This window comes from Burkholderia sp. 9120 (assembly GCF_000745015.1).
Taxonomy (GTDB): Bacteria; Pseudomonadota; Gammaproteobacteria; order Burkholderiales; family Burkholderiaceae; genus Paraburkholderia.
Map to the genome: position 1 here is coordinate 5,463,987 of NZ_JQNA01000002.1, position 23,239 is coordinate 5,487,225.

Genomic DNA, 23,239 nt, shown 5'->3' on the forward strand with positions numbered 1-23,239 from the left:
CTCCGCATGACCTGGAGCCGGTGCTTGTGTATGGGATAGGTCGGCGGCCTGTCGAGACCACGACACGCCGCGAAATCACAGCGCGCGCAGCACGCTTTGCGTCACCGCCATGGCTTGCGCCATCGCGCTGCCGTCTTTGCGCAGCTTGGTGACGAGCGCCGCGCCGAGCCACATGTGATAGAGCAGTTCCGCCGCCTCTTTGGCGCGGATCTCCGGCGACAGCGAACCGTCGGCCTTGCCCTCTTCGATCACGCGCGCCAGACGCATCATCAACCGATCGACGCCGTCGCGCAGCACGATACGCATCTCGTCGGACAGGTCGCCGACTTCCGCGCTCAGCTTCACCACCAGACACTTTTCGTCGCCGTCCTGGTCGAGCTGCTCCTGTTGCCACGCGGACCAGTAGCTGAGCAGCTTGTCGCGACCGTTGACGCCGGGTTGGCCGAACAGCGCGTCGAGTCGCGCCGCGTAGTCCGCAACGTACTGTTGCAGCAGCTCGCTGCCGAACGCTTCCTTCGAACCGAAGTAGTGATAGAACGACCCTTTCGGGATGTCGGCCGTGGTCAGAATCTCGTTCAGACCCACGCCGACAAAACCCTTACGCGCGATCAGCGCGCGGCCGGCATCGAGGATGTGCCGACGGATGTGTGGATGGCTAGCTCTCATAGGTGACGGATTATGGCCGCAATTAGACCAGTCGTCTAGAGCGTAGAAATGGCTAGCCGCGCTAGCCTGTCCCGTCCGAGGATGAAGGGATGAGAGAGCACCACCGCCGCCTCGACGAACGCCGTGAAAAGCGCGCTGCCGGCACGGTTCCCCCACGTCATGGCGCGGTTCATAGCCCGCTTCATGGTGCTCTCCCAGGCAGTCAGGCCGGGCTGTAGATAATGCGCGCGAGTTCCTGATGCACTTCGACACTCACCGAGTATTCCGCCGACGCCTCGATGAACCGCAGCGCCACGCCGGACAACTCGTCGGACTGTTTTTCGCTCAACCGCGAGAGCGCCTCGACTCCATACGTATTCGCAATGACGTCGTGCGCCCGCTGTTCCGCGTCCGCAATGGACGCGAGCAGCGAGGGGTCGCCGGACAGCGCCGCAACGGCCTTGACCGCCGCCCATTGGGCGCGGCGTGTGGTCATGACCGTTGCGGACCGGTTGCGAAAAACGCGGGCAATGAATTTGAACATGGCCCGCCTCCGATCAAGCGACTGCGTTACCCGGCAACGTGCCCGTGTCGCGCTCGACGGTTTCTTTACCGGCCTCCAGTTTCTCCGCTTCGGCCTCGCCGATTGCACGTTGCTGTGCCATCGATGCCTGGCTCCAGGTGTGGTCCTCGGGAACCTGCGGCGTCCTGGTTGCGTTGTAGGCGGTCTTGATCAGTTTCGTGAGCTTGCTCATGATGAGGTCCCGTAGCGTGTAGTGAATCAACGTGTGTGATGATTTTTATCGGCGCTTATCTGAAACGTATGCGCTCAATCTGGGTCATGCAGTTCGGATGTTAGTGGCGTTGATATTTTTCAGGGGGACCGATTGTTTTTCTGTGTCGGTGAGCGCACTCAGGGTTTCCGCGAGACTTGATCGTCGTCGGGAACGCAGCATGGCAACTTCAAACGCTCCACTCAAGCGTGCGCTACGACTGGGTCGACCTGAAAGCGACGCCTCGGCCCGCCCCCGTGGTCGCTCGGAGTCCGGGCGACAGCGCAGGCTCGGGAACCATGGCGAAATAAAACGCGCGCCCCACAAGCCGCTCGGTTGCAACGGTATCAGGAGGACTCAGCCCTATCCGTGCGGCCATCACCGCGCCTCAATGTCGGACCGCTGAGTGCGAGCGCCGCATTGACAACGGCAAGATGGGTCAGCGCCTGCGGAAAATTACCGGCCAGATGCCGGCCCGCCACGTTATATTCCTCGGCGAGCAAACCCAGATCGTTGGCCACCGCGAGGACGCGTTCGAACTGCTCTCGGGCCTCCTCGCCCCTGCCCTGCAGCTTCAGGCACTCGGACATCCAGCATGAACAGGCGAGAAACACGCCCTCGCCCGGCTTTCCGACTCGCGGCCTGGTTCGCCGGATCAGGCCGCCTTCGGACAGCTCGCGACCGATGGTCGCGATAGTCGATGCAATACGGCGGTCTTCGACCGGCAGGAAGCCGACGAGAGGCAGAAGTAAAACACTCGCGTCCAGTTCATGTCCGCCGTAGTACTGGGTGAAGGTGCCGAGACCCTCGTTCCAGCCCTCCCGGCAGATCTCGTCATGCACGGTTTCACGCAACTCCCTGATTCTGTCCAGCATGTCGCGGTCAACCAGATTGCCGCGCTCATGACGTCCGACAAAGCGGTCGAACGCGACCCAGACCATGACCTTCGAATAGGTGTAGTGCCGCGCTTCACCACGGGATTCCCACATGCCGGCGCCCTCGGTTTGCCAGATCGTTTCGAGGTGCTCGATGAGCCGCGTTTCGACGACAAGCTCCTGATCCGAAGCAGGAACGCCGCCACGGCGCGACAGATCCAGACAATCCAGTACCTCGCCATACACATCGAGCTGGTGCTGCGTCGACGCGGCGTTGCCGATCCGCACAGGTTTGGCAAAGCGATATCCGGGCAGCATCTCCACGGTCCATTCCGGCAGATGGCGTGCGCCGTCGACCCGATACATGATCCGCATGTTGTCCGGCGAGCCGGCTATCGCACGCAGCAGCCAGTCGCGCCAACCCTGCGCCTCTTCGTGATAGCCGGCATTCAACAAGGCGGAAAGCGCAAAGCTCGCATCGCGCAACCAGCAGTAGCGGTAGTCCCAATTCATCCCGCCGCCGGGCGCTTCGGGCAGTGACGTAGTCGGCGCGGCAAGCAGACCGCCGCTTCGCTGATGAATCAATGCCTTGAGCGTAATCAGCGAGCGCCGCACCTGACGAGGCCAGCCGGTTTTGGCATTGTCGAACCGTCCGATCCAGTCGAGCCAGAAACGTCGCGTCGAAACGAGCGCCGCTTCGGCGTCGATCGACGCCGGAGGACCATCATGGCTGTTACCGTAGCTCATGACGAAAGCAATCCGATGGCCCGCGGACACGGAGAAATCAGCATCAATCGATGCCGCTTTTGCAACCAGCGGTACCGGCGCACGCAAAATAACCAGATTGGGGCCGACCTTGGCAACCATGTCGCCGCCATCCACGACGCTCCACGGCGACAATGCGCCGTAGTCGAAGCGAAGGCGCACGCAACTGTGCATCGTGACCTTTCCTCGCAGCCCGACCACGATGCGCACGACCGACGAAAAGGTCTTTCGAACCGGCATGAAATCGATGATTCGCACCTCGCCGTCCGCCGTCTGCCAATCTGTTTCCATGACAAGCGTATCGTCTTCGTAGCGTCGGACGCGGCCGGTGATCGCGCCTGCGGGCGCAAGCGACCAATGCCCGTGTTCGTCTGTTCCGAGCAAGGCTGCGAAACAGGCGTCATCGTCGAACCGTGGCCAGCACAACCAATCGATGGATCCGTCCTTCGCCAGCAGAGCCGCCGTCTCTCCGTCGCCCAGCAGCGCATAGTCTTCAATCAGCTTGCTCACGATCATCCGCCTTGTACCGCGCCGCTCGCCCGACCGGCGCTGAAGCAAAAATTGCCATCGCAACGAGACCGTTCCCTGTCATCGATGCATAAAAGAGCGAAGCGTTACGCGCCTTTCTTCTTCCTGACGAACAGACCCACGCCGGCCAGGCCGATTCCGACCAGCACCCAGAACGCGTTGCGATGGCGGTTTGTGAACATTTCCCAACTACCCGATCGTGACCGGCTGCCAAACCGTCCGTGTGCACCGTAATCGCCCGGAACCGGCTCGAACAGATTGCCGGGCGAGTCCGCCCCGAGTGGTTCGTCGGTCAGTTGACCCTCGTAGCCGGCGCTTGCCAGATACCTGTCTATCAGACCCGGAGCGACGCGGTTGGCAAGGATGGCCTTGACGGTGGGAAAACCGACCCAGACTTGCCGTCGCCTATGCGTTGCGGCAAAGAAAATGGCCCGTGCGGCCACCTCGGGTTCGTAGATCGGCGCCACCGGTTGTGCTTTCCTGCCCATCTTGTTTAGGGCCCAGTCGAATTGTGGCGTGTTGAGCGCGGGGAGATCCACCATGGTCAAATGAACGTTCAACCGGTCGTGGATGATCTCGGAGCGCAGCGCGTCGGTAAACCCCCGCACGGCGAACTTGGCCCCGCAGTAGATCGACTGAAGCGGCACCGACCGGTAGCCGAGCGCCGAGCCGACATTGACGATCGTGCCGCGGTTGCGCGTGCGCATCCGTGCGAGCGCCGCCATCGTGCCATGCACCTGCCCGAGATAAGTCACCCTGGTGCCGCGCTCGAATTCGCGCGCGGTGAGTTTCGACACCGGCGCGAATACCGTCGCCATGGCCACGTTGACCCAGACAACGATCGGTCCGAGCTCCCGTTCAACGCGTGACGCCGCCGCTTCCACGGCATCGGCGTCCGCGACGTCGGTCGGAATAGCGAGGGCGCGCACGCCGTAGTTCGCCTCGAGATCCGCAGCCGCGCGGTGGACCCGTGTGGGGTCGCGCGACAGTAATGCGACGTCGTATCCGTGTCTCGCGAACTCATCGACCGTGGCTCGCCCCACTCCGGCACCGGCTCCCGTCACCACGACAACCTTGGCCATAGCGTAGTCCCCGTTTATCGCCCGAATGCGGCCGACCGGAGCGTCGGAAATTCGGGCGTTCAAGAAAGATATTGTCCAGCGACCTGGCGAGCAGTTTCTGTTCCCGAGGAAACTGGCGGCGCTTGAATCACGTACGGTTACGCCGCCGACAACCGGGCGCCAATGCGTGGTCCCGTGAATTACAATGCGCGGGCCACTCGGTAGCCCGGTCGTCAGGCCGGACTGCCTGCCGCGAAGAACGGCGCTGTATCGACCACCCGCTGACGCACTGCAGCGAGACCATGCGACTAGTCTGGGTACACCCAATATGCTGACCTACAACAAAACCACAGCGATATACGGGGCAATTGCCGCGCTGACCATCACGATTTTTGTGCTCGATTGCCTGACGCCGCTCGGCGTTGCCGTCTGGATTCTCTACCTTGCCCCGGTGGCCCTGTGCCTATTCGTCAGGGACGCGGCCGCCCCGCTGTTATCCGCGCTGGTGTCCACGCTGTTCATTGCGGGCGGCTTTTTTCTTTCCAGCGGTACGCCGACGATCAGCGTAGCCGTCGTCGTGATGAATCGCGCGTTCGCCATCCTTACCATCTGGAGCGTGGGCGCCATGGCTTTCATGTACGTGCGTTCGCGTAGCAGACTCGAAAGCCTGACCCGATTCCAGCATGCCCAGGTGCAGGTCGCCACGCAGATTCGCGGCGCAACCACCCCCTCGGCTTTGGGCGCGTCGGTCTTGCGTATTCTGACGACACTGGCCGACGCCCAGGTCGGCGCGATCTACGTCCGCGACGAAGACATCTTGCGTCGCATCGCCACCTGGGCCCTGCCGGATCCCGACGCCGCGCCGGCGACCATTGCGCTCGGCGCCGGGCTGATCGGCCAGGCCCCGCAGGAAGGACGAACCCTCAGAATCGCGGACGCGCCGGCAGGCTACCTGCATATCGGCTCCGCACTCGGCGACGGGCATCCGTCGCAGATATTCGTTACGCCGCTGACCGCCGACGGCGTGGTGGTCGGCGAGCTCGAACTCGGCTTCGCCTCGGGCCAGCGGCCGCTCGACGACATTGAACAGGTGGTGGAAGGCGTGGCCGAGAGCATCGGGATGGCGCTTCGCTCGGCAAACTATCGTGCCCGCCTCGAAAATCTGCTGGAGGAGACGCAGCGCCAAAGCGAACAGTTGCAGGTGCAACAGGAAGAACTGCGGGTCACGAACGAGGAACTGCAGGAACAGAGCCGCGCGTTGATGGACTCTCAGGCCAGCCTCGAAACGCAGCACACCGACCTCGAACAGAAAAATGTGCTGCTCGAAGGCTATGCCCACCGTCTGGAAGCACAAAAAACGGAACTTCTGATCGCACAGGAGGCGCAGGAGGTCAATGCAAAACGCCTTGAAGACGCCAGTCGCTACAAGTCCGAATTCCTGGCCAATATGTCGCATGAACTGCGCACGCCGCTCAACAGTTCACTGATCCTTGCGCAACTATTGGAGCGCAATAAAGACGGCAACCTGACCTCGGAACAGGTGCGCTACGCCGCGACGATCCATGCGTCGAATAACACGCTGCTCGTTCTGATCAACGACATTCTCGATCTGTCGAAAGTCGAAGCCGGACAGATCGCGATCGAATGCGAACCGGTCACGATCGATGCATTGGTGCTGTCACTACAGCAGACCTTCGCGCCGATTGCGCAGGAGAAAGGCCTCGATTTTCGTATTCATCGAACAGCGGATGTGCCCGATGTCGTGATCACCGATAACCAGCGCGTCGAGCAGATTCTGCGAAACCTGCTGGCGAACGCAATGAAGTTTACCGAGGCCGGAGAAGTCCGCCTCACGGTTGAGCGCGTCGACGCCGAGACGCTCCGCTTCGACATCCATGACTCAGGAATCGGCATCGCCGCCGATAAGCTCGACCTTATCTTCGAAGCGTTTCAGCAGGCCGACGGCACCACCAGCCGTCGATTCGGCGGTAGCGGGCTGGGCCTGTCGATTTCGCGCGAGTTCTCCCGCCTGCTGGGTGGCAGGATCAGCGTCGCGAGCGAGCAAGGCGTCGGCAGCGTGTTCAGCCTCACGCTGCCAATTTGCTTCACGCCCGCGGCGCGACCGGCCGCGCCGGCCGATGCGACGCTGTCCGCGCCGTCTGCGAGCGCGCCATCTGCCGCGGCAAAAGTGGGACTGTCGGGCACCGCACCGCGCTTGCAGGTTTCCCCGCCGGCGCGACAGAACCTGGTCGAACTGCCGGAATCGCCGAGCGCTTCAGTGCCCGCCGATTCGATTCCCGATGATCGGAACTTACGGCAGCGTGGCGGACGCCTTATCCTGGCGATCGAAGACGACACCGCTTTCGCGGCCATTTTGCGCGACCTCGCACACGATCTGAATTTCGACTTCGTCCATGCAACGAATGCCACGAGCGGGCTCTCACTCGCACGCGAGACGCAACCCGCCGGCATCCTGCTGGATATCGGCTTGCCGGACCGCTCAGGACTCACGGTGCTCGAATGGCTCAAGCAGGATCCGCTCACCCGCCATTTGCCGATCCATATCGTATCCGCGACCGACCACGCCGAGCGGGCCAGGTTCCTTGGCGCGGTCGGCTATACGTTGAAACCCACCGCACGGGAAGCGCTCGAGGCAGCGATCCTGCGCCTCGAAACCCGGCTCGAACAACAGATGCGCCGCGTGCTCGTGGTCGAAGACGATCCCGTGATGAGCGAGAGCATTCGCGCCCTGCTGGAAACGGGTAAGACGGAGATCGTCCTGTCCTCCACGCTGGGCAATGCGCTCGGGCAGATGGAAACGAACCGCTTCGACTGCATCGTGACGGATCTCGCGCTGCCGGACGGCACCGGCTACGATCTGCTAGAACGACTCGCGGCCAACCTGTCCTGGGCGACGGTACCCGTCATCGTCTACACCGGGCGCGTGCTGTCCGACGACGAAGAGCAAAGGCTGCGGCGCTATTCGAAGTCGATCATCATCAAGGGCGCAAGATCTCCCGAGCGTCTGCTCGACGAAGTGACGTTATTCCTGCACAGCGTCGAATCCTCGTTACCGCCCGAGCAGCAAAGAATGCTCCGCGCGGTGCGGCAGCGCGATCGTGAATTCGAAGGGCGAACCATCCTGCTAGCCGAAGACGACGTGCGCAATATCTTCGCGCTTTCGCACGTCATCGAACCGCTCGGCGCGACCCTCAGAATCGCGCGCAATGGCCTTGAGGCGCTGCAGACACTGGAACGCGAACCCGACATCGACCTCGTTCTGATGGACGTCATGATGCCGGAAATGGATGGGCTTAGCGCCACCCGGGAAATTCGCCGCAGCGAACGGTTCGGACGGGTTCCGGTGATCGCACTGACGGCCAAAGCCATGGCCGACGATCGTCAGCGCTGTCTCGAGGCTGGGGCGGACGACTACATTTCCAAACCAGTCGACGTCGAGAAAATGATTGCACTGTGCAGAGTGTGGTTGCAACAACGGTAGAGGATCGACGCAGCCGCGAGTTCGGCGAACCCGCACGGCAATCGGCGCGGGGCCAACGCCGGCGAGACCGTACCGTGCGCGGAGCCCGCACTATTTGTGCAAGGCGCTGCGCACGCTCGACACGTCGTGCGTCGTCACCGGCGCCGCCGCATTGCCCCACGTATTGCGGATAAACGTCAGCACGTGAGCCATTTCGTCGTCGTCGAGCTTGCCGGCGAACGAAGACATCTTGCGCGACTCGGGTCCGTCCCTGGTATGCGGACTGCCGCCGCCTTCGACTAGCAGCCGCACGAGCGAAGCAGAGGAAGCCGATAGCACCGCCGGATTGCCCGCCAGCCGCGGATATTTCTGCGCTACACCCGCCCCGTCCGACTGATGGCAGCGCGCGCAGTAAGTCGCGTAGATGCCCGCGCCGGGATGCTCGACGTCGCCGGTTTTCAATGCCTGCGCGCTCAACAGCGCCGCGCGCGAACGCCCATTGAACAGGCCGCTTTGCGCGCGCGGCGGAAGGCTCTTCAGATACGCGGCGATGGCCGCGAGGTCCGCGTCGCTCATGTATTGCGTGCTGTCCTCCACGACCTGCACCATGCTGCCGAAGGTGATCAGTCCGCCGCCGTGGCCCTGTTTCAGGAACGCGGCAATGTCGGCCGGCGCGCTTCGGCCGAGACCCGAGCCGGGGTCGGCGGTAAGGTTCGGCGCGAACCAGTGGTCGTTGGTGCCGCCCGTCAGATAGACCGTGCTGGACTCGGTATAGCCGCGCTCTTCATAAGCCGGTCCTCTCGGTGTGTGACAGGCACCGCAATGACCCAGCGATTGCACGAGATACGCACCGCGATTCCATTGCGCGTCCCGTCCCGTTTCGGGCTTGAACGGACCACTCGGAACGAAGGCCCAGTCCCAGAACATGAGGGCCCAGCGCTGGCTGAACGGGAACGGCAATCTGGTTTCGGGCGCGGCGACCGCGACCGGTTGTACGCCATGCATGAAGTAGGCGTACAGCGCGTGCAGGTCCTCGTCCGAGATTTTTGCAAACGACGGGTAAGGCATCGCCGGATACAAACGCTTGCCGCCAGGCGCGACGCCTTCGCGCAATGCCCGTGCGAAGTCGTCGTAGGTGTACGCGCCGATGCCCATGTGCGGGTCGGGCGTGATGTTCGACGAGTAGATCGTGCCGAACGGCGACGCCATGCCGAGGCCACCGGCGAATGACGGTGAAAGTATTGGAGCGGCGCCTGGTTCGGTAACGCGTGGCGCGGCCGTATGACAGCCGGCGCAGTCGGCAGCTTTGGCGAGGTAAGCGCCGCGCGCGACCTCGGCGGCATCGGCGGGGTTGCTGTTTGCCGTGCTGTTCACTGTGCCACTTGCGGCGACGGCCATGGCCCACACAGCCGGCGGGTTCGGCGGGTTCATCGCTTCGCCCCACATAACGCCTGACGCAAGCATTATCGCCACACCAGGCGCCGCACGCGTCAGCCGTCGCCCATGCAACCAAGCCAATAAAGAAGCCATAAAATCGCGGAGCGTACGCATCGTCACCACCACCTGCACGGCGACACAATCGCCAACGCGACATCGGTCGCGACCAGTGCAAACAGGAACAACACGCTGCACATTGCCGCGACACGGCTCAGGAACCCCGCCAGTTCAGCACGCGTTCGCCGCGCGCCGCTCAATGCAGCCCCCTGTTTCGATCCTCCGATCCGCCGAAGATTGCGCCACGCGATCACGCTGCCCAATCCGCCCACGACAAAACACAGCGCACTGATCACGACGAGCGCTGGACGCATCCACGGAACAACCGGCGCGGACAGGGGTTGGTTGAACGGATAGCAGCTCTGCGCGGCCAGCGTTTCCGCCATCACCATCTGCAGTAGCCACGCAAGCGGCGGCAGGACCAGACCCGGCAGCACGTATCGCAACGGCGGAAACGGCGCGTCGCGCGGAGTCAACTCCTCGGCCATGACCCCTCCTGAAAGAGGTAAGGCGTCAGATACAGCGTGCTGAAAATAAACAGCCACACGACGTCGACGAAATGCCAGTACAGCCCGCCGATCGTCAACGCCGCACAGCGTTTTTCGTCGAAGTAGCCGAGCGCGGTCCACAACAGCAGGAGTAACAGCACGACGATTCCCACCAGCACGTGCGCCATATGGAATCCGGTGATGGTGAAATACAGCGAACCATAGAGATGTGTGGTCAGGCCGTACGGATGATCGTGCCATTCCAGCAACTGGATGCCGATAAACACGCAACCCAGCACGACACCCGTCCCCATCGACGCCACCGCCCAGCGCAGCCGCCTGCGGCGCACGAGCCGCTCGCACAACCAGACGAACACGCTACTCGACAGAAGAATGACGGTATTCGCCACGCCGAGTCCCAGCTTCGGAAGCCCTTCAGGCGGCCAGCGCTGCGGATTTTGCGAGGCCAGATACAGGTACGAAAAGATCAGATAGCCGAACAGCGCACCTTCAGTGACGATCAGCGTAAGACACCCCCACCATCCGCCCGAGCGCTCGCCCGCGCTGCCCACGGGCAATTCGTACGTGGGCTCCACAGGTTCGGATGACGGCTGATTCAGATCGATGGCGTCGCTCATTTCAGCCTCCCGCGTCGTGGACCAAGGCCGGCTCGCGCTGGAGCAACGGACGTTCGGGCCATAACCAGACGATGATCGACGCCGCGCAGCCGGCCAGCATCGCGCCCGCAAAAATCCACGCCGCCAGCGCGAGCCCGGCGAACACGAGCGTGGCGAAGACCGCGAGCCAGAACGGCGCGTACGAATCGCCGGGCATCTTGAGGATCACATCCGGACTGGCATCGAGCGCGGTGGTGCCGAGCGCTTCGCGGCCTTGCGCGAGCAGATAGCCTTCGTCGAGCTGCGAGTGCACATGGACCGTCTCGCCCGGCTCGTCGAGCTGCGAGTGCACATGGACCGTCTCGCCCGGCTCGTCGATCCGGCCTTCCCACAACGGATGACGACTCGCGAGCGTCGGCACCACCGCAAAGTTGTACGGCGGCGGCGGTGAGCTGACCGACCATTCGAGCGTGGGCGCGTCCCACGGATTGTCGCCGGCCGGCTTGCCGTTCTTCAGGCTCACCAGCAGGTCGATCAGAAAGATCAGCACGCCCGCTGCGAACAGGAAAGAACCCAGCGACGTGACGAGATTCACCGTATTCCAGCCCATGTCGGCGGGATAGGTGTAGATGCGCCGCGGCATACCAAGCAGACCGGCGATATGCATCGGAAAAAACGCGATATTGAAGCCCGCGAACAACACCCAGAACGCGAGCTTGCCGATGCGTTCGCTCATCATCTTGCCGGTGAATTTCGGAAACCAGAAGTAGATGCCGCCAATCACGGGAAACACGTTGATGCCGAGCAGCACGTAATGCAGATGCGCGACCACGAAATAGGTATCGGTGAGTTGCCAGTCGAGCGGCACGGCCGCCGTCATCACACCGGACACGCCGCCTATCACGAACAGCAGCACGAAGCCCGCGAAGAACAGGAACGGCACGCGAAACACCGGCCGCCCGGTCCAGATCGTCGCGATCCAGGCGAAGGTGGCGACCGCGCTGGGGATCGCGATCACCATGCTGGCGGCGCCGAAAAACGACAGCGCGAGCGCCGGAATCCCGGTCGCGAACATATGGTGAATCCACACGACGAAGCCGACCACCATCGTCGCGACCGTGGAGAGCGCCACCGGTCCGTAGCCGACCAGCGGACGCCGGCAGAACACCGGCAGCGCGTCGGAGACGATGCCCATGGCCGGCAGCACCACCGCGTACACCCACGGATGCGCGAAGATCCAGAACAGATGCTGCCAGAGCAGCGGACGGCCGCCGTTGAGCACGTCGAAGAAGTGCGTGCCGATGCGCCGGTCCATCCACAACATGAAGAACGCGAGACTCACCGAGGGCACCGCCAGCAGGTTGCCGCCCGACGCGGTCAAGGTACCCCACACCAGCACCGGCATCCGGTCGAGCGACATGCCCGGCGCACGCATGCGCAGCAAGGTCACGACGAAGTTCATCGAGCCGACCGTCGTCGAGATGCCAAGCAGCACCATGCCGAGCGCGTAGATGTCGATATTCGGCCCGGTGCTGTATTCGAGGCCGGAAAGCGGCGCGTAATTGAACCAGCCGGCGTCCGGCGCCTGTCCCGCCGGAAAACTCGCGTATAGAAAAATACCCGCGAACAGAAACAGCCAGTACGACAGCGCGTTCAGGCGCGGAAACGCCATGTCGCGCGCGCCGAGCACCAGCGGCCACAGATAGTTCGAGAAACCGGAGAGCACCGGCAACGCGTACAGGAAGATCATCGTCACGCCGTGCATCGTGAAGAGCTGGTTGTATTGCTCGGGCGTGAGGACGGTGGCGTTGGGGCGCGCGAGCTGGATGCGCATGAGCAGCGCTTCGACCCCGCCCATCAACAGGAAGATGAAAGCGGTGACGAGATAGCGCAAGCCGATGGTTTTATGATCGACCGTCGAGAGCCAGCCGCGCCAGCCGGGCGGCGCTTCCCAGATCTCGCGCAGGCGCTTTTCCTCCGCGCTGCCGGGCAGCACCCGGCCACGCTGCGGCAGCCGCGTGAGCGGCAAGCCGGCCACGGCGCAAGGCGGTGTGCGCGGCGATTCGCCAGGCGTCGAAGCAGTCGCAGGATGATCGGCCATCGAAAGGTGCTCCGTGATTTCAGCGGGTTTTCAACGGGGTTTCAATGCAGCGTCGCCAGATAGGCCGACAGCGCGGCGGCGTCGCCGCTCGTCAGCGCGATATCGGGCATCAACGCTTCAGGCTTGATCTGCTGCGCGTGCTCGATCCAGTCGAGCAGATGCGCCGGTGTGTTGGTGAGCGTGCCCGCCGCGATCGTGCGGCGCGAGCCGAGATGGGTGAGATCGGGCGCTTGCAGGCCATTGGCCTCGGTGCCGCGAATCGTGTGGCAACCGGCGCAGCGTTCGGCGAACAGATGCTGGCCCGCCACGGCGGCTGCATCGCCGACGGATGCCGCCGCCTGGCCTTGCGCGTCGCGCCACGCGTTGAAATCCGCCGGGGGTTGCGCGACCACTTCCAGCGCCATATGCGCATGCTGCGCGCCGCAGAATTGCGAGCATTGCCCACGATAAAGGCCCGCCCGATCCGCCTGAAGCCACTGCTCGTTGGTTTGTCCGGGGATGGTCTGGGTTTTCCCCGCCAGTTGCGGAACCCAGAACGCGTGCACGACGTCCGCGCTGTTCAGTTGCACCTTGACCGGCTCGCCGACCGGAATATGGATTTCGTTCGCCGTGCTGAAGTTGCGGGCCGGGTTGGGGTCGTCGGCGTAATCGACTTTCCACCACCAGTCGTAGGCGGTGACGGTAATGGTGAGTTGCGGATGACTGGCGGGCGAAGCCACCGACTCGAGCGTCACGAGGATATAGACCAGCATCGCCAGCAGCGCCGCCGCAGACAGACCTGTGCCGACGTAGATCCAGCGCATGCCGCCGGCTTCGGCATTGAGCGTCCCCATCTGAGCCGCCGGACGCTTGCGCAGGATCGCCCCGGCCAGCAGTGCGGCAATGATGAGGGTCACCAGGACCGCGATCGCGGTCATTACCCAGCCGAGATGCATGGTGGGACCGGCCGCCGGCCCCGCCGCATGCAGAAAGTAATTGAGCGGCGCCCCCGCCTCCGCATGCACCGTCATCGGCATCAACATCGACGCAAGCGCCGCCAGAAAGAAAATCTGTCCGTGACCGGCGTGCAGATCCCGTGATTCGGTCGTCTTGCTTGCGGACACTGTGGGCTCCCGTGGCATGGCCTGCCATAGCGGCACGTCCCACTCAGGCGAGCTTGCGGGACGTGGATCGACAATGCTGAAGCAAAAAATGGACCTCGCCTGCCGCCTGGTTTAGCGGTGCATGTTCACCTCTGCGAAGGGCCGAAACATTACCTTCTGAAAGAACGCGGAACGACGCTTGCGGCAAACGACTGGAATCCGTGTTTTCTTCTCAGGAGTAGTCCATGTCTCAAACCGTCGGCGACTTCATCATCGAGCGACTGCATGCCTGGGGTGTGCGCCGCATTTATGGCTATCCGGGCGATGGCATCAACGGCGTCTTTGGCGCGCTAAACCGGGCTCAGTCCGACGCCAAAAAATCGAAATCCGGCAATCCCATCCAGCCGATCGAGTTCATCCAGGTTCGCCACGAGGAGATGGCCGCCTTCATGGCTTCCGCGCACGCGAAGTTCACCGGCGAGCTCGGCGTGTGCATCGCCACCTCGGGCCCCGGCGCGTCGCATCTGATCACGGGTCTTTACGACGCGCGAATGGATCACATGCCGGTGCTCGCCATCGCGGGTCAGCAAGCGCGGGCGGCTTTGGGCGGTCACTACCAGCAGGAACTCGATCTCGTCTCGCTGTTCAAGGACGTCGCCGGCGCCTTCGTCGAACAGGCTTCGGTGCCCGCGCAGGTGCGCCATCTCGTCGATCGTGCCGTGCGCACCGCGTTAGCGGAGCGCAAGGTGACAGCCATCATCCTGCCGAACGATCTGCAGGATCTGCCTTACGAAGCACCCAGCCGTAAACACGGCACGCTCCATTCGGGCGTCGGCTATCGCGCCCCGCGCCTCATGCCCTACCCCGACGATCTCAAGCAGGCCGCCGACGTGCTCAACGCCGGCAAGAAGGTCGCGATCCTCGTCGGCGCGGGCGCGCTGCACGCAACCGACGAAGTCATCGCCGTCGCCGAAAAATTGGGCGCGGGTGTCGCCAAGGCGTTGCTCGGCAAAGCCGTGCTACCCGACGACCTGCCGTGGGTGACGGGCTCGATCGGCTTGCTCGGCACCAAGCCGAGCTATGAGCTCATGATGGAATGCGACACGCTACTGATGATCGGCTCGGGCTTTCCGTACTCGGAATTTCTGCCGAAAGAAGGCGCGGCGCGCGGCGTGCAGATCGACCTGAAGGCCGACATGCTGAGTCTGCGTTATCCGATGGAAGTGAACCTCGTCGGCGATAGCGTTGAAACATTGCGTGCCCTGCTGCCGCTACTCGAACAGAAGACGGATCGCGCGTGGCGCAAGAAGATTGAAGGCTGGACCGAGGACTGGTGGAAAACGCTCGACAAGCGCGCGCACGAAGCGGGCAAAGACGCGGTGAATCCGCAGCGTACCGTCTGGGAACTGTCCAAACGCATTCCGGCTAACGCGATCGTTACGAGCGATTCGGGTTCCTGCGCGAACTGGTATGCGCGCGACCTGAAGGTTCAGCGCGGCATGATGTGCTCGCTGTCGGGCGGCCTGGCGTCGATGGGCGCGGCCGTTCCCTATGCGATCGCCGCCAAATTCGCGTTCTCCGAACGGCCGGTGATCGCGCTGGTCGGCGACGGCGCCATGCAGATGAACAACATGGCCGAACTGATCACCGTATCGAAGTACTGGAAAGACTGGGCCGATCCGCGCTGGATCTGCATGGTGCTCAACAACAGCGACCTGAACCAGGTCACGTGGGAACAGCGGGCGATGGAAGGCGACCCCAAGTTCGAGGCGTCGCAGGATATTCCGTCCGTGCCGTATCACAAGTTCGCGGAGTTGATCGGCCTGAAAGGCATCTATGTGGACAACGACGCGCAGATGGGTGCCGCGTGGGACGAAGCGCTGGCATCCGACCGGCCGGTCGTGATCGAAGTGAAGGCCGATCCGAACATTGCGCCGTTGCCGCCGCATATCACGCTCGCCCAGGCCAAGGCGTTCGCGTCGACCTTGATGAAGGGCGATCCGAACGAAGGCAACGTGATCGTCGAAACGGCCAAGCAGGTGCTTGGCGCGGTGCTCCCCGGTCATCACGACAAGTGAGCGTGACGCCATGACGGATCGCATCGCATCGACCGGCGGGTCGCAAGCCATCGTGACGGCTTTGCGCGCGAGCGCCTACCGTATTCCGACCGACGCGCCAGAAGCGGACGGCACGTTCGCCTGGCATGCGACCACGCTGGTGGTCGTCGAAGTGGACGCCGCGGGACACACCGGCATCGGCTACACGTATAGCGACGCGAGCATCGTCGCGCTGATTCGCGACACGCTCGGCGAATGCGTGCTGCAGCACGACGCATGGGACATTCGCGCTATCTGGCAACAGATGCAGCGTCAGGTCCGCAACCTCGGCCGCGCGGGTCTGGCGGCCACGGCTATTTCGGCGGTCGACTGCGCGCTGTGGGATCTGAAGGCGAAACTGCTCGGCCTGCCGCTCGTGCGGCTGCTCGGCGCGGCGCGCGATACGGTGCCGATCTACGGCAGCGGCGGCTTCACCACCTACAGCGATAAACAGATGCGCGAGCAACTAGCCGGCTGGGTGGAGCGCGATGGTTGCCGCTGGGTGAAGATCAAGATCGGCAGCGAGCCGGAGAAAGATCCGGCACGGGTGGAAACGGCACGCGCGGCGATCGGCACAGCCGGGCTTTTTGTCGACGCGAATGGCGCCTTTACACCGCAGCCCGCTCTGCATTGGGCTCAACGATTCGCGGAGCAACGGGTCGAGTGGTTCGAAGAACCCGTTTCGTCGGACGATCCGGCGGGTCTGCATTTCGTGCGCGAGCATGCGCCAGCGGGGATGGAAATCGCCGCTGGAGAATATGGCTACACGCTCGACGATTTCCGGCAACTGCTTGCCGCCGGTTCCGTCGATGTCCTGCAGGCCGACGTGAGTCGCTGTGGCGGCGTCACCGGTTTCATGCAGGCCGCCGACCTCTGCGATGCCTTTCATGTGCCGCTATCGGCGCACTGCGCGCCCGCGTTGCATCTTCACGTCGCGTGCGCGGCGCCACGCCTGCGGCATCAGGAATGGTTTCACGATCACGTGCGCATCGAGTCGATGCTGTTCGACGGCGCGCCTCGGGCGGCCGGCGGCGTCATCGCCCCCGATCTGAGCCGTCCAGGCTGCGGCCTTGAATTCAAGGCTCGCGACGCCGCGTCCTACCGGATCGATTAGAAAAAGGAAGCCACTGAAATGACTTCTCAACGAGTGTCGGGGCTGATCTGCGCGGTGGCCGGCGCGGCTGCGGTGGCGGCGTTCGCGATGCGTTCCTCTGGACACGGCGAATCAGCACGAATTGCAACGAAGGAACCACGGCGCGGCGCACCTGGAAACACCCTGCGCGCGCAACGAACGCGGTCGGCAGCCAACATGGCGCCGGCTGTCGAAACGCACATCGAAACCTCCCGCACCTTCAATCACAGTTCCGCGCTGCTGGCGCTCTCCGTGCTCGCCGACAGCGCGATGGAGCACTATCGCGGCTCGTTCGACAACCCGGCGATGTATACGCCGCTAGTCTGCGCCACCCTGTCGCTATTGGCCGGCCTGCATGGCGGTCGCGACAGCCAGCAGCACGCCCATCAGGTACGTCACGCGATTTATCTGGGCGCCGCCGTCGCGGGTATCGCCGGTACCGGCTTCCATCTGTACAACATCACGAAACGCCCCGGCGGCTGGAGCTGGAACAACCTGTTTCATGCGGCGCCGGTCGGCGCGCCGATGGCCTTGCTACTTTCCGGCGCGCTGGGCGCCGTCGCCGAACAGTTGCGCGATGAACCGGCGCACGACCCGCAATTGCTCGGCATGCCGGCAGGCCGTGCGCTCGGCTTACTCGTCAGCGCGGGACTGATCGGCACGGCGGGCGAAGTCGCGCTACTGCATTTTCGCGGCGCGTTTCAACATCGCGCGATGTACGCGCCGGTCTGCGTGCCGCCGCTCGCCGCCGCCCTGCTCGCGCAGGCCGCCCTGAGCTCGCCACGCGAGCGCTGGCTGACGCGGCTGTGGTTGCGCGTCACCACGGCGCTCGGTTTTGTGGGCATGGGGTTCCACGCGCGCGGGATCGCGCGCCGTCAGGGCGGTTGGCGCAACTGGAGCCAGAACCTGTTCAGCGGTCCACCGTTGCCCGCGCCGCCGAGCTTTTCCGCGCTCGCGCTGGCCGGACTCGCAGCCTTGCGTCTGAGGGAGACCGAAACATGAGCGACACGAACAGGACACCGCGCGCCACCCGTTACCCCGGCTACGACGTGCTCGACAAACGCACGACCCCGTCATGGGACGACCCGACGCGCGACGTGATCGCGCAACGGCTGGCCACGCCCGCCGAGCCGCGCTTTTTCAACGCCGTCGAATGGCTCGCGGTGCGGGCCGTGTGCATCTGCATCGTGCCGCAAGCCGATGCGCAGCCCGTGGTGCCGCTTGCCGAACTGCTCGACGCGAAGCTGCACCAAAATACCGGCGACGGTTACCGCGACGTCCGCTTGCCTCCGCTTCAGCAGGCCTGGCGCACTGCCCTCGCCGCGCTCGACGCCGAGAGCCGCACGCGTCACGAATTGCCGTTCGGCAGCGTCGGAAAAACCGGCCAGATCGCACTGCTCGAAGCGATGCAACGGGGCGAACTCAAAAGTGACGCATGGTTCGGCATGCCCGCCGACCTGTTCTTTGCCGAACGTCTGCTGCACGACATCTGCAGCGCCTATTACTCGCATCCGCATGCATGGAGCGAAATGGGCTTTGGCGGCCCGGCCAATCCGCGCGGCTACGTGAGGATGGTCTTCGATCGGCGCGACCCGTGGGAGGCCGCTGAAACGAAACCCGGCCACGAAGAAGCGACTCGCAAGGAGAACCGGCGTGCTCGATGAAGCCCAGCAGCATCCACGCGGCAAAAACGGGCGGGCGCCCGACGTCTTCGAACGCGGCGGCTGGGTGCCGATGCGCGAATATCCGAACGACGACGAGGTCGACTTCGCGATCGTCGGCACTGGCGCGGGCGGCGGCACGCTCGCCTGCCGGCTGGCGGAGCAAGGCTTCCGGGTCGTTGCGTTCGATGCGGGCGCATGGTGGCGTCCACTGGAAGAGTTCGCGTCAGACGAAACGCATCAGGCGAAGCTCTACTGGACCGACGAGCGCCTCTGTGACGGCGAGAATCCGCTCAGGCTCGGCAACAACAACAGCGGCAAGGCGGTCGGCGGCAGTACGGTGCACTTCGCGATGGTCTCGCTGCGCTTCCGGCCCGAGTGGTTCAAGTCGCGTAGCGTGCTGGGCTATGGCGCGGACTGGCCGCTCGACTGGCGCGACATGTGGCGCTACTACGCACAGGTCGAGGACGCATTGAAGATCTCGGGTCCGGTGAATTATCCGTGGGGACCGAAACGACCTCGCTACCCATACCGCGCGCACGAATTGAATGCCGCGGCGCTCGTGCTCGCACGCGGCGCCGAAGCGCTCGGGATCGACTGGAGCGCCACCCCGTTGGCAACACTCTCGGCCCCACGCGGCAAAGCGCACCCTTGTGTGTATCGCGGCTTCTGCACCTCCGGCTGCGCGACCAACGCCAAACAGAGCGCTCTCGTCACATGGATTCCGCGCGCGGTGCGTGCCGGCGCGGAAATACGCGATCTGGCGATGGTCGGCCGTATCGTCACGAACGACGCGGGCCTCGCGACCGGCGTCGACTACCTGCGCGAAGGCCGCTGGCAGTTCCAGCGCGCGAAACATGTCGTGGTCGCCGGTTATGCAATCGAAACGCCGCGCCTCCTGCTGATGTCGGCAAACGGGCGCTTCCCGGACGGCCTCGCGAACAGTTCGGGCCTCGTCGGCAAGAACCTGATGGCGCAGTCGAATCAGGCGGTCTACGGCACCTTCGACGAAGAAATCCGCTGGTACAAAGGCCCCCCGTCGCTGGCGATCACGGAGCACTGGAATTACACCGATACCGGTAAGGACTTCTTCGGCGGCTACGCCTATATGAGCCAGGGACCGCTGCCCGCCGGCTGGGCCAGCGTGCAAAACGGCCGGGGACTGTGGGGCGACGCGTTAGCGCGCGAGATGCACAGGTACAACCATCAGGCCGGCTTGAAGATTGTCGGCGAAACCCTGCCGCAGGAGCGCAACCGCGTCACGCTCGCGGACGAAAAGGATCAGTACGGTCTGCCGGTGGCGCGGGTGACCTACTCGCTGTGCGACAACGACAAGCGGTTGATCGCTCATTCACTGAACTTCATGGAGCAGGCACTCGGTGCGGCCGGCGGCCGCGAGATCTGGCGTGAAAACGACGACACCTGTCACCTGAACGGCACCGCACGCATGGGCGACGATCCATCGCGCAGCGTGGTCGACGCGGACTGCCGCAGCTGGGACATCCGCAATTTGTGGATTTGCGACGGCTCGGTGTTTCCAACCGTGGGCGGGGTGAATCCCTCGCTGACCATTCAGGCAATCGCGTGCCGGACTGCCGAGCGCATCGTCGAGCTGGCTGCACGGGGAGAACTGTAGAAGCACAGGTGGTCGCGCAGGCCGGTGAGCATCGGCAGACGTGCCGTCGACCGCGATCTGCGTCGCCGTCCTTCGCCCAGTTGCGCCTTGCCCTGGAATGTCCATTGCTCAATCATTTGATTCCACGGGCGCGCCGCTGGTAGACGTCTCGCCTAATCGATACAAGGAGTCCCGCAATGTCAGAGACCCGCGATCAGTTCACGATGCAAGACCCGACTAAACAGTACCCCCAGCCCCCGTTCGAGCGACAACCGCAGTCCGCGCCTGGCCTCGCGCGACAGATGACGCCCAGGCCCGATCATGGCGAAACCAGCTACAAGGGCTTCGGCAGACTGGTCGGCCGGCGCGCACTGATTACCGGCGCGGACAGCGGGATCGGCCGCGCGGTCGCCATCGCGTTCGCCCGTGAAGGCGCCGACGTCGCGCTGAACTACCTGCCGGGCGAAGAGGCGGACGCGCGCGAAGTCGTCAAGCTGGTCGAGGCCGCGGGCCGCAAGGCCATCGCGCTACCCGGCGATGTAAGCGAAGAAGCCTTCTGCACGCAATTAGTGGATCAGGCGATCGAACGGCTAGGCGGGCTCGATATTCTCGTGAATGTCGCGGGCAAACAGACTTACGTCGACGAAATCGCCGATCTGTCGACGCGGCAGTTCGAAGCGACCTTCCGAACCAATGTCTTCGCGATGTTCTGGCTATGTAAAGCCGCCCTGCCGCATCTGCCGCCCGGCGCGACGATCATCAATACGACGCCGATCCAGAGCTATCAGCCCAGTGCCGGACTGCTCGATTACGCGTCGACCAAAGCGGCCATCACCGCGTTCACCCACGCACTGGCGAAGCAGGTCGTCGGCAAAGGAGTCCGCGTGAATGCCGTAGCGCCTGGGCCGGTATGGACGCCGCTGCAGCCGAGCGGTGGCCAGCCGGAGGAGAAAGTCGAGAAATTCGGCTCCGAAGTACCGATGAAGCGTCCGGGACAGCCCGCCGAACTCGCGCCGGTCTATGTGCTGCTCGCGTCGCAGGAGTCGAGCTTCGTGACGGGCGAGGTGTACGGTGTGACGGGCGGTAATCACCTGACCTGACGCGCCCGCAGAACCATGTCCTTCGTCGGCGAACAGGCGCGGACCACGGATGCGCGCGACGCACTGCCCGCGCATTCGTGGGCAATGCATGTCGGCCCAGGGCTGATTTCGACCGCAACCGACAACGACCCGAGCGGAGTCGTGACGTATTCGCTAGCCGGCGCGCAATTCGGTTACGACATGCTGTGGATGTGCGCGCTGTCCTATCCATCGATGGTGGCGTTCCAGCTCGTCGCGTCGAGAATCGCGGCGCAGACGGGTAAGGGCTTGACGGTAAACATGCGCGAGCATTACTCGCGTCTGCTTTTCTATCTCGCGGTTGCGCGCTTTCTCGTCGCCAACGTGTTCAACATCGCGGCCGATGTCGTCGCGATGGGGGTCGGCGCGCAACTCCTGTGGCACGGTTCAGTTCCGCTATTCGCCGCCGCTTTCGGCGTTCTGTCGATCGCGCTCCAGTGGTTTGTGCCGTACGCACGCTATGCGCGGATTCTGAAGTGGCTGGCTGCGTGCCTGTTCGCCTACGTCGGCGTCACGCTGATCGGCCATACGTCATGGCAGACGCTCGCTTTCAACGCCTTCGTGCCGCACATCACATGGCGCGGCGACTACTTCACCATGCTGCTGGCCGTGCTGGGCACGACGATCAGCCCGTATCTTCTGTTCTCTCAGGCCGAGCAGCAGATTGAAGGAAATCGACCTCGAGCAGCGGGTGCGGATCGCGCCACGAGCAACCGGCAGTTGAAAAAAGTGCGCGGCGATACTCTCATCAGAACGGTGCTGTCGAACGCGGTCGGGTTGTTTATCATGGCCGCGGCCGCGTCGACGCTTCACGCAAGCGGACACGTTCTCGCCAACGCCTACGACGCCGCAAGCGTACTTCGGCCGCTCGCTGGCGGATATGCATCGCACGTGCTGGGATTGGCGTTCATCGGCACCGCCCTGCTCGCTCTGCCCCCGCTCGCCGGATCGGCCGCCAATGCTGCGGTCAGCGCGCGGGACCGGCGCCCAGGCAAGCAGCACAATCGGCCGGTGGCTCGCGCACTTCTCGTTGTCATGGCGCTCGGCGTGTCGATCGGGGTCGGCCTGACACTCATGCACGTCGAGCCGATCCGGGCGCTCTACTGGAGCGCCGTGCTCAACGGCTCGACCGCTACGCCCGTGATGGTGATGCTCGTGTTGCTAAGCATGAAACGCTCCGCGGTGGGCGATCTCAACACCCATTGGACCTTGCGCGCGCTGTGCTGGTTGGCCACGCTGTTCGCGGGCGCGGCACTCGCAGCCGAGTTTGCCTGCAAGTGGCTTTTTTGAGCGCTGCGGGTCGCAGCGCTATCGAACGACGCAGCGGCTCAGACCGGCGCGGCGCTCGCCCGCAGGCACTCGTGTTACAGGCGCGATTGAATCCTGTCGAACCGCGCGGAGGGCAAGCTGGAGGGTCTTGTCTGATCAGCTACCCAACGGGGAGAGTCGAAGGCCAGTTCCGGGCGCGGGTACAACAGTTGCGACGAGGATATGAGGGCGATCGTCGATCTGGTGACGGCATCGTCGGCGGCAAGCCGCACAATCGCATCGAGCATGTCGCCCCTATCCAACCACAAGGTCTAATAGTGTCATGGCCACTCCCCCCGACAGCGGCGCCCCGGCCGGTATTCGCAAGATTTGCGCAAAACGTCGGCTGGCGCCTACCGCGGAACGATATGGGTCAATTCAGCATTTGATCCGAAGTGC

At 63.8% G+C, this 23,239-nt stretch carries 18 protein-coding genes; 8 read left to right on the top strand and 10 right to left on the bottom strand.

Features of this window, described 5'->3' with window-relative positions; genetic code table 11:
- Positions 1–75: 75 nt before the first annotated feature.
- From FA94_RS32465 to FA94_RS32485, 5 genes are all read right to left on the bottom strand, one after another.
- Positions 76–666 (bottom strand): TetR/AcrR family transcriptional regulator, encoded by a 591-nt coding sequence (locus FA94_RS32465; protein ID WP_035559379.1) that lies wholly within the window; start codon positions 664–666, stop codon positions 76–78.
- A gap of 202 nt (positions 667–868) precedes the next feature.
- Positions 869–1,189, bottom strand: coding sequence for a hypothetical protein (locus FA94_RS32470; protein WP_035559381.1), 321 nt, complete (start codon positions 1,187–1,189; stop codon positions 869–871).
- 13 nt (positions 1,190–1,202) lie between these two features.
- A complete protein-coding gene (locus FA94_RS32475) occupies positions 1,203–1,400 on the bottom strand; it encodes a hypothetical protein (protein ID WP_035559382.1) in 198 nt (65 codons plus the stop codon).
- Positions 1,401–1,765: 365 nt separating this feature from the next.
- Positions 1,766–3,568 (bottom strand): glycoside hydrolase family 15 protein, encoded by a 1,803-nt coding sequence (locus tag FA94_RS32480; protein WP_035563757.1) that lies wholly within the window; start codon positions 3,566–3,568, stop codon positions 1,766–1,768.
- A gap of 104 nt (positions 3,569–3,672) precedes the next feature.
- Complete coding sequence (locus tag FA94_RS32485; protein WP_035559385.1) at positions 3,673–4,668, bottom strand: SDR family oxidoreductase; 996 nt, start codon at positions 4,666–4,668, stop codon at positions 3,673–3,675.
- A 307-nt stretch (positions 4,669–4,975) separates the two neighbouring features.
- Between FA94_RS32485 and FA94_RS32490 the strand changes: the two genes are divergently transcribed.
- The gene (locus tag FA94_RS32490; protein ID WP_051981006.1) at positions 4,976–8,149 is read left to right on the top strand and encodes a response regulator; all 3,174 of its coding nucleotides are present in this window, start codon (positions 4,976–4,978) and stop codon (positions 8,147–8,149) included.
- A gap of 90 nt (positions 8,150–8,239) precedes the next feature.
- On the opposite strand, the gene FA94_RS32495 is transcribed toward FA94_RS32490, so the two are convergent.
- The 5 genes from FA94_RS32495 to coxB form a co-directional block, all read right to left on the bottom strand.
- Positions 8,240–9,559, bottom strand: coding sequence for a c-type cytochrome (locus FA94_RS32495; protein WP_197070267.1), 1,320 nt, complete (start codon positions 9,557–9,559; stop codon positions 8,240–8,242).
- Positions 9,560–9,681: 122 nt separating this feature from the next.
- Positions 9,682–10,110, bottom strand: a complete 429-nt coding sequence (locus FA94_RS32500) for a hypothetical protein (RefSeq protein WP_035559387.1) — start codon at positions 10,108–10,110, stop codon at positions 9,682–9,684.
- The gene (locus FA94_RS32505; protein ID WP_035559390.1) at positions 10,095–10,748 is read right to left on the bottom strand and encodes a cytochrome c oxidase subunit 3; all 654 of its coding nucleotides are present in this window, start codon (positions 10,746–10,748) and stop codon (positions 10,095–10,097) included. The genes FA94_RS32500 and FA94_RS32505 overlap by 16 nt, the downstream gene beginning before the upstream one ends.
- Before the next feature lies 1 nt (position 10,749).
- Positions 10,750–12,828: a cytochrome c oxidase subunit I gene (gene ctaD, locus FA94_RS32510; protein ID WP_035559394.1), complete on the bottom strand. Its 2,079-nt coding sequence runs from the start codon at positions 12,826–12,828 to the stop codon at positions 10,750–10,752.
- A gap of 41 nt (positions 12,829–12,869) precedes the next feature.
- A complete protein-coding gene (gene coxB / locus FA94_RS32515; RefSeq protein ID WP_051981406.1) occupies positions 12,870–13,850 on the bottom strand; it encodes a cytochrome c oxidase subunit II in 981 nt (326 codons plus the stop codon).
- Positions 13,851–14,155: 305 nt separating this feature from the next.
- On the opposite strand from coxB, the gene FA94_RS32520 reads away from it, so the two are divergent.
- The 7 genes from FA94_RS32520 to FA94_RS32550 all read left to right on the top strand — a co-directional run bounded on the left by FA94_RS32520 (position 14,156) and on the right by FA94_RS32550 (position 22,822).
- Entirely contained in the window at positions 14,156–15,988 is a 1,833-nt protein-coding gene (locus FA94_RS32520; RefSeq protein ID WP_035559397.1) for a thiamine pyrophosphate-requiring protein, read from the top strand.
- 10 nt (positions 15,989–15,998) lie between these two features.
- Positions 15,999–17,120, top strand: coding sequence for an enolase C-terminal domain-like protein (locus FA94_RS32525; protein WP_035559400.1), 1,122 nt, complete (start codon positions 15,999–16,001; stop codon positions 17,118–17,120).
- 18 nt (positions 17,121–17,138) lie between these two features.
- Positions 17,139–18,140, top strand: a complete 1,002-nt coding sequence (locus FA94_RS32530) for a hypothetical protein (RefSeq protein ID WP_035559403.1) — start codon at positions 17,139–17,141, stop codon at positions 18,138–18,140.
- The gene (locus FA94_RS32535) at positions 18,137–18,802 is read left to right on the top strand and encodes a gluconate 2-dehydrogenase subunit 3 family protein (protein ID WP_035559406.1); all 666 of its coding nucleotides are present in this window, start codon (positions 18,137–18,139) and stop codon (positions 18,800–18,802) included. The genes FA94_RS32530 and FA94_RS32535 overlap by 4 nt, the downstream gene beginning before the upstream one ends.
- Positions 18,792–20,435 (top strand): GMC family oxidoreductase, encoded by a 1,644-nt coding sequence (locus tag FA94_RS32540; RefSeq protein WP_035559409.1) that lies wholly within the window; start codon positions 18,792–18,794, stop codon positions 20,433–20,435. The genes FA94_RS32535 and FA94_RS32540 overlap by 11 nt, the downstream gene beginning before the upstream one ends.
- 176 nt (positions 20,436–20,611) lie before the next feature.
- The gene (locus tag FA94_RS32545) at positions 20,612–21,514 is read left to right on the top strand and encodes an SDR family oxidoreductase (protein ID WP_035559412.1); all 903 of its coding nucleotides are present in this window, start codon (positions 20,612–20,614) and stop codon (positions 21,512–21,514) included.
- A gap of 15 nt (positions 21,515–21,529) precedes the next feature.
- Positions 21,530–22,822: an NRAMP family divalent metal transporter gene (locus FA94_RS32550; RefSeq protein WP_231585082.1), complete on the top strand. Its 1,293-nt coding sequence runs from the start codon at positions 21,530–21,532 to the stop codon at positions 22,820–22,822.
- Positions 22,823–23,239: the final 417 nt, after the last annotated feature.

What these genes read in the sequence shown, in the direction of transcription:
- FA94_RS32465 (WP_035559379.1), bottom strand. Translation starts at nt 666, where the DNA reads ATGAGAGCTAGCCATCCACACATCCGTCGGCACATCCTCGATGCCGGC.
- FA94_RS32470 (WP_035559381.1), bottom strand. Translation starts at nt 1,189, where the DNA reads ATGTTCAAATTCATTGCCCGCGTTTTTCGCAACCGGTCCGCAACGGTC.
- FA94_RS32475 (WP_035559382.1), bottom strand. Translation starts at nt 1,400, where the DNA reads ATGAGCAAGCTCACGAAACTGATCAAGACCGCCTACAACGCAACCAGG.
- FA94_RS32485 (WP_035559385.1), bottom strand. Translation starts at nt 4,668, where the DNA reads ATGGCCAAGGTTGTCGTGGTGACGGGAGCCGGTGCCGGAGTGGGGCGA.
- FA94_RS32490 (WP_051981006.1), top strand. Translation starts at nt 4,976, where the DNA reads ATGCTGACCTACAACAAAACCACAGCGATATACGGGGCAATTGCCGCG.
- FA94_RS32495 (WP_197070267.1), bottom strand. Translation starts at nt 9,559, where the DNA reads ATGAACCCGCCGAACCCGCCGGCTGTGTGGGCCATGGCCGTCGCCGCA.
- FA94_RS32500 (WP_035559387.1), bottom strand. Translation starts at nt 10,110, where the DNA reads ATGGCCGAGGAGTTGACTCCGCGCGACGCGCCGTTTCCGCCGTTGCGA.
- FA94_RS32505 (WP_035559390.1), bottom strand. Translation starts at nt 10,748, where the DNA reads ATGAGCGACGCCATCGATCTGAATCAGCCGTCATCCGAACCTGTGGAG.
- ctaD (WP_035559394.1), bottom strand. Translation starts at nt 12,828, where the DNA reads ATGGCCGATCATCCTGCGACTGCTTCGACGCCTGGCGAATCGCCGCGC.
- coxB (WP_051981406.1), bottom strand. Translation starts at nt 13,850, where the DNA reads ATGTTGATGCCGATGACGGTGCATGCGGAGGCGGGGGCGCCGCTCAAT.
- FA94_RS32520 (WP_035559397.1), top strand. Translation starts at nt 14,156, where the DNA reads ATGTCTCAAACCGTCGGCGACTTCATCATCGAGCGACTGCATGCCTGG.
- FA94_RS32525 (WP_035559400.1), top strand. Translation starts at nt 15,999, where the DNA reads ATGACGGATCGCATCGCATCGACCGGCGGGTCGCAAGCCATCGTGACG.
- FA94_RS32530 (WP_035559403.1), top strand. Translation starts at nt 17,139, where the DNA reads ATGACTTCTCAACGAGTGTCGGGGCTGATCTGCGCGGTGGCCGGCGCG.
- FA94_RS32535 (WP_035559406.1), top strand. Translation starts at nt 18,137, where the DNA reads ATGAGCGACACGAACAGGACACCGCGCGCCACCCGTTACCCCGGCTAC.
- FA94_RS32545 (WP_035559412.1), top strand. Translation starts at nt 20,612, where the DNA reads ATGTCAGAGACCCGCGATCAGTTCACGATGCAAGACCCGACTAAACAG.
- FA94_RS32550 (WP_231585082.1), top strand. Translation starts at nt 21,530, where the DNA reads ATGTCCTTCGTCGGCGAACAGGCGCGGACCACGGATGCGCGCGACGCA.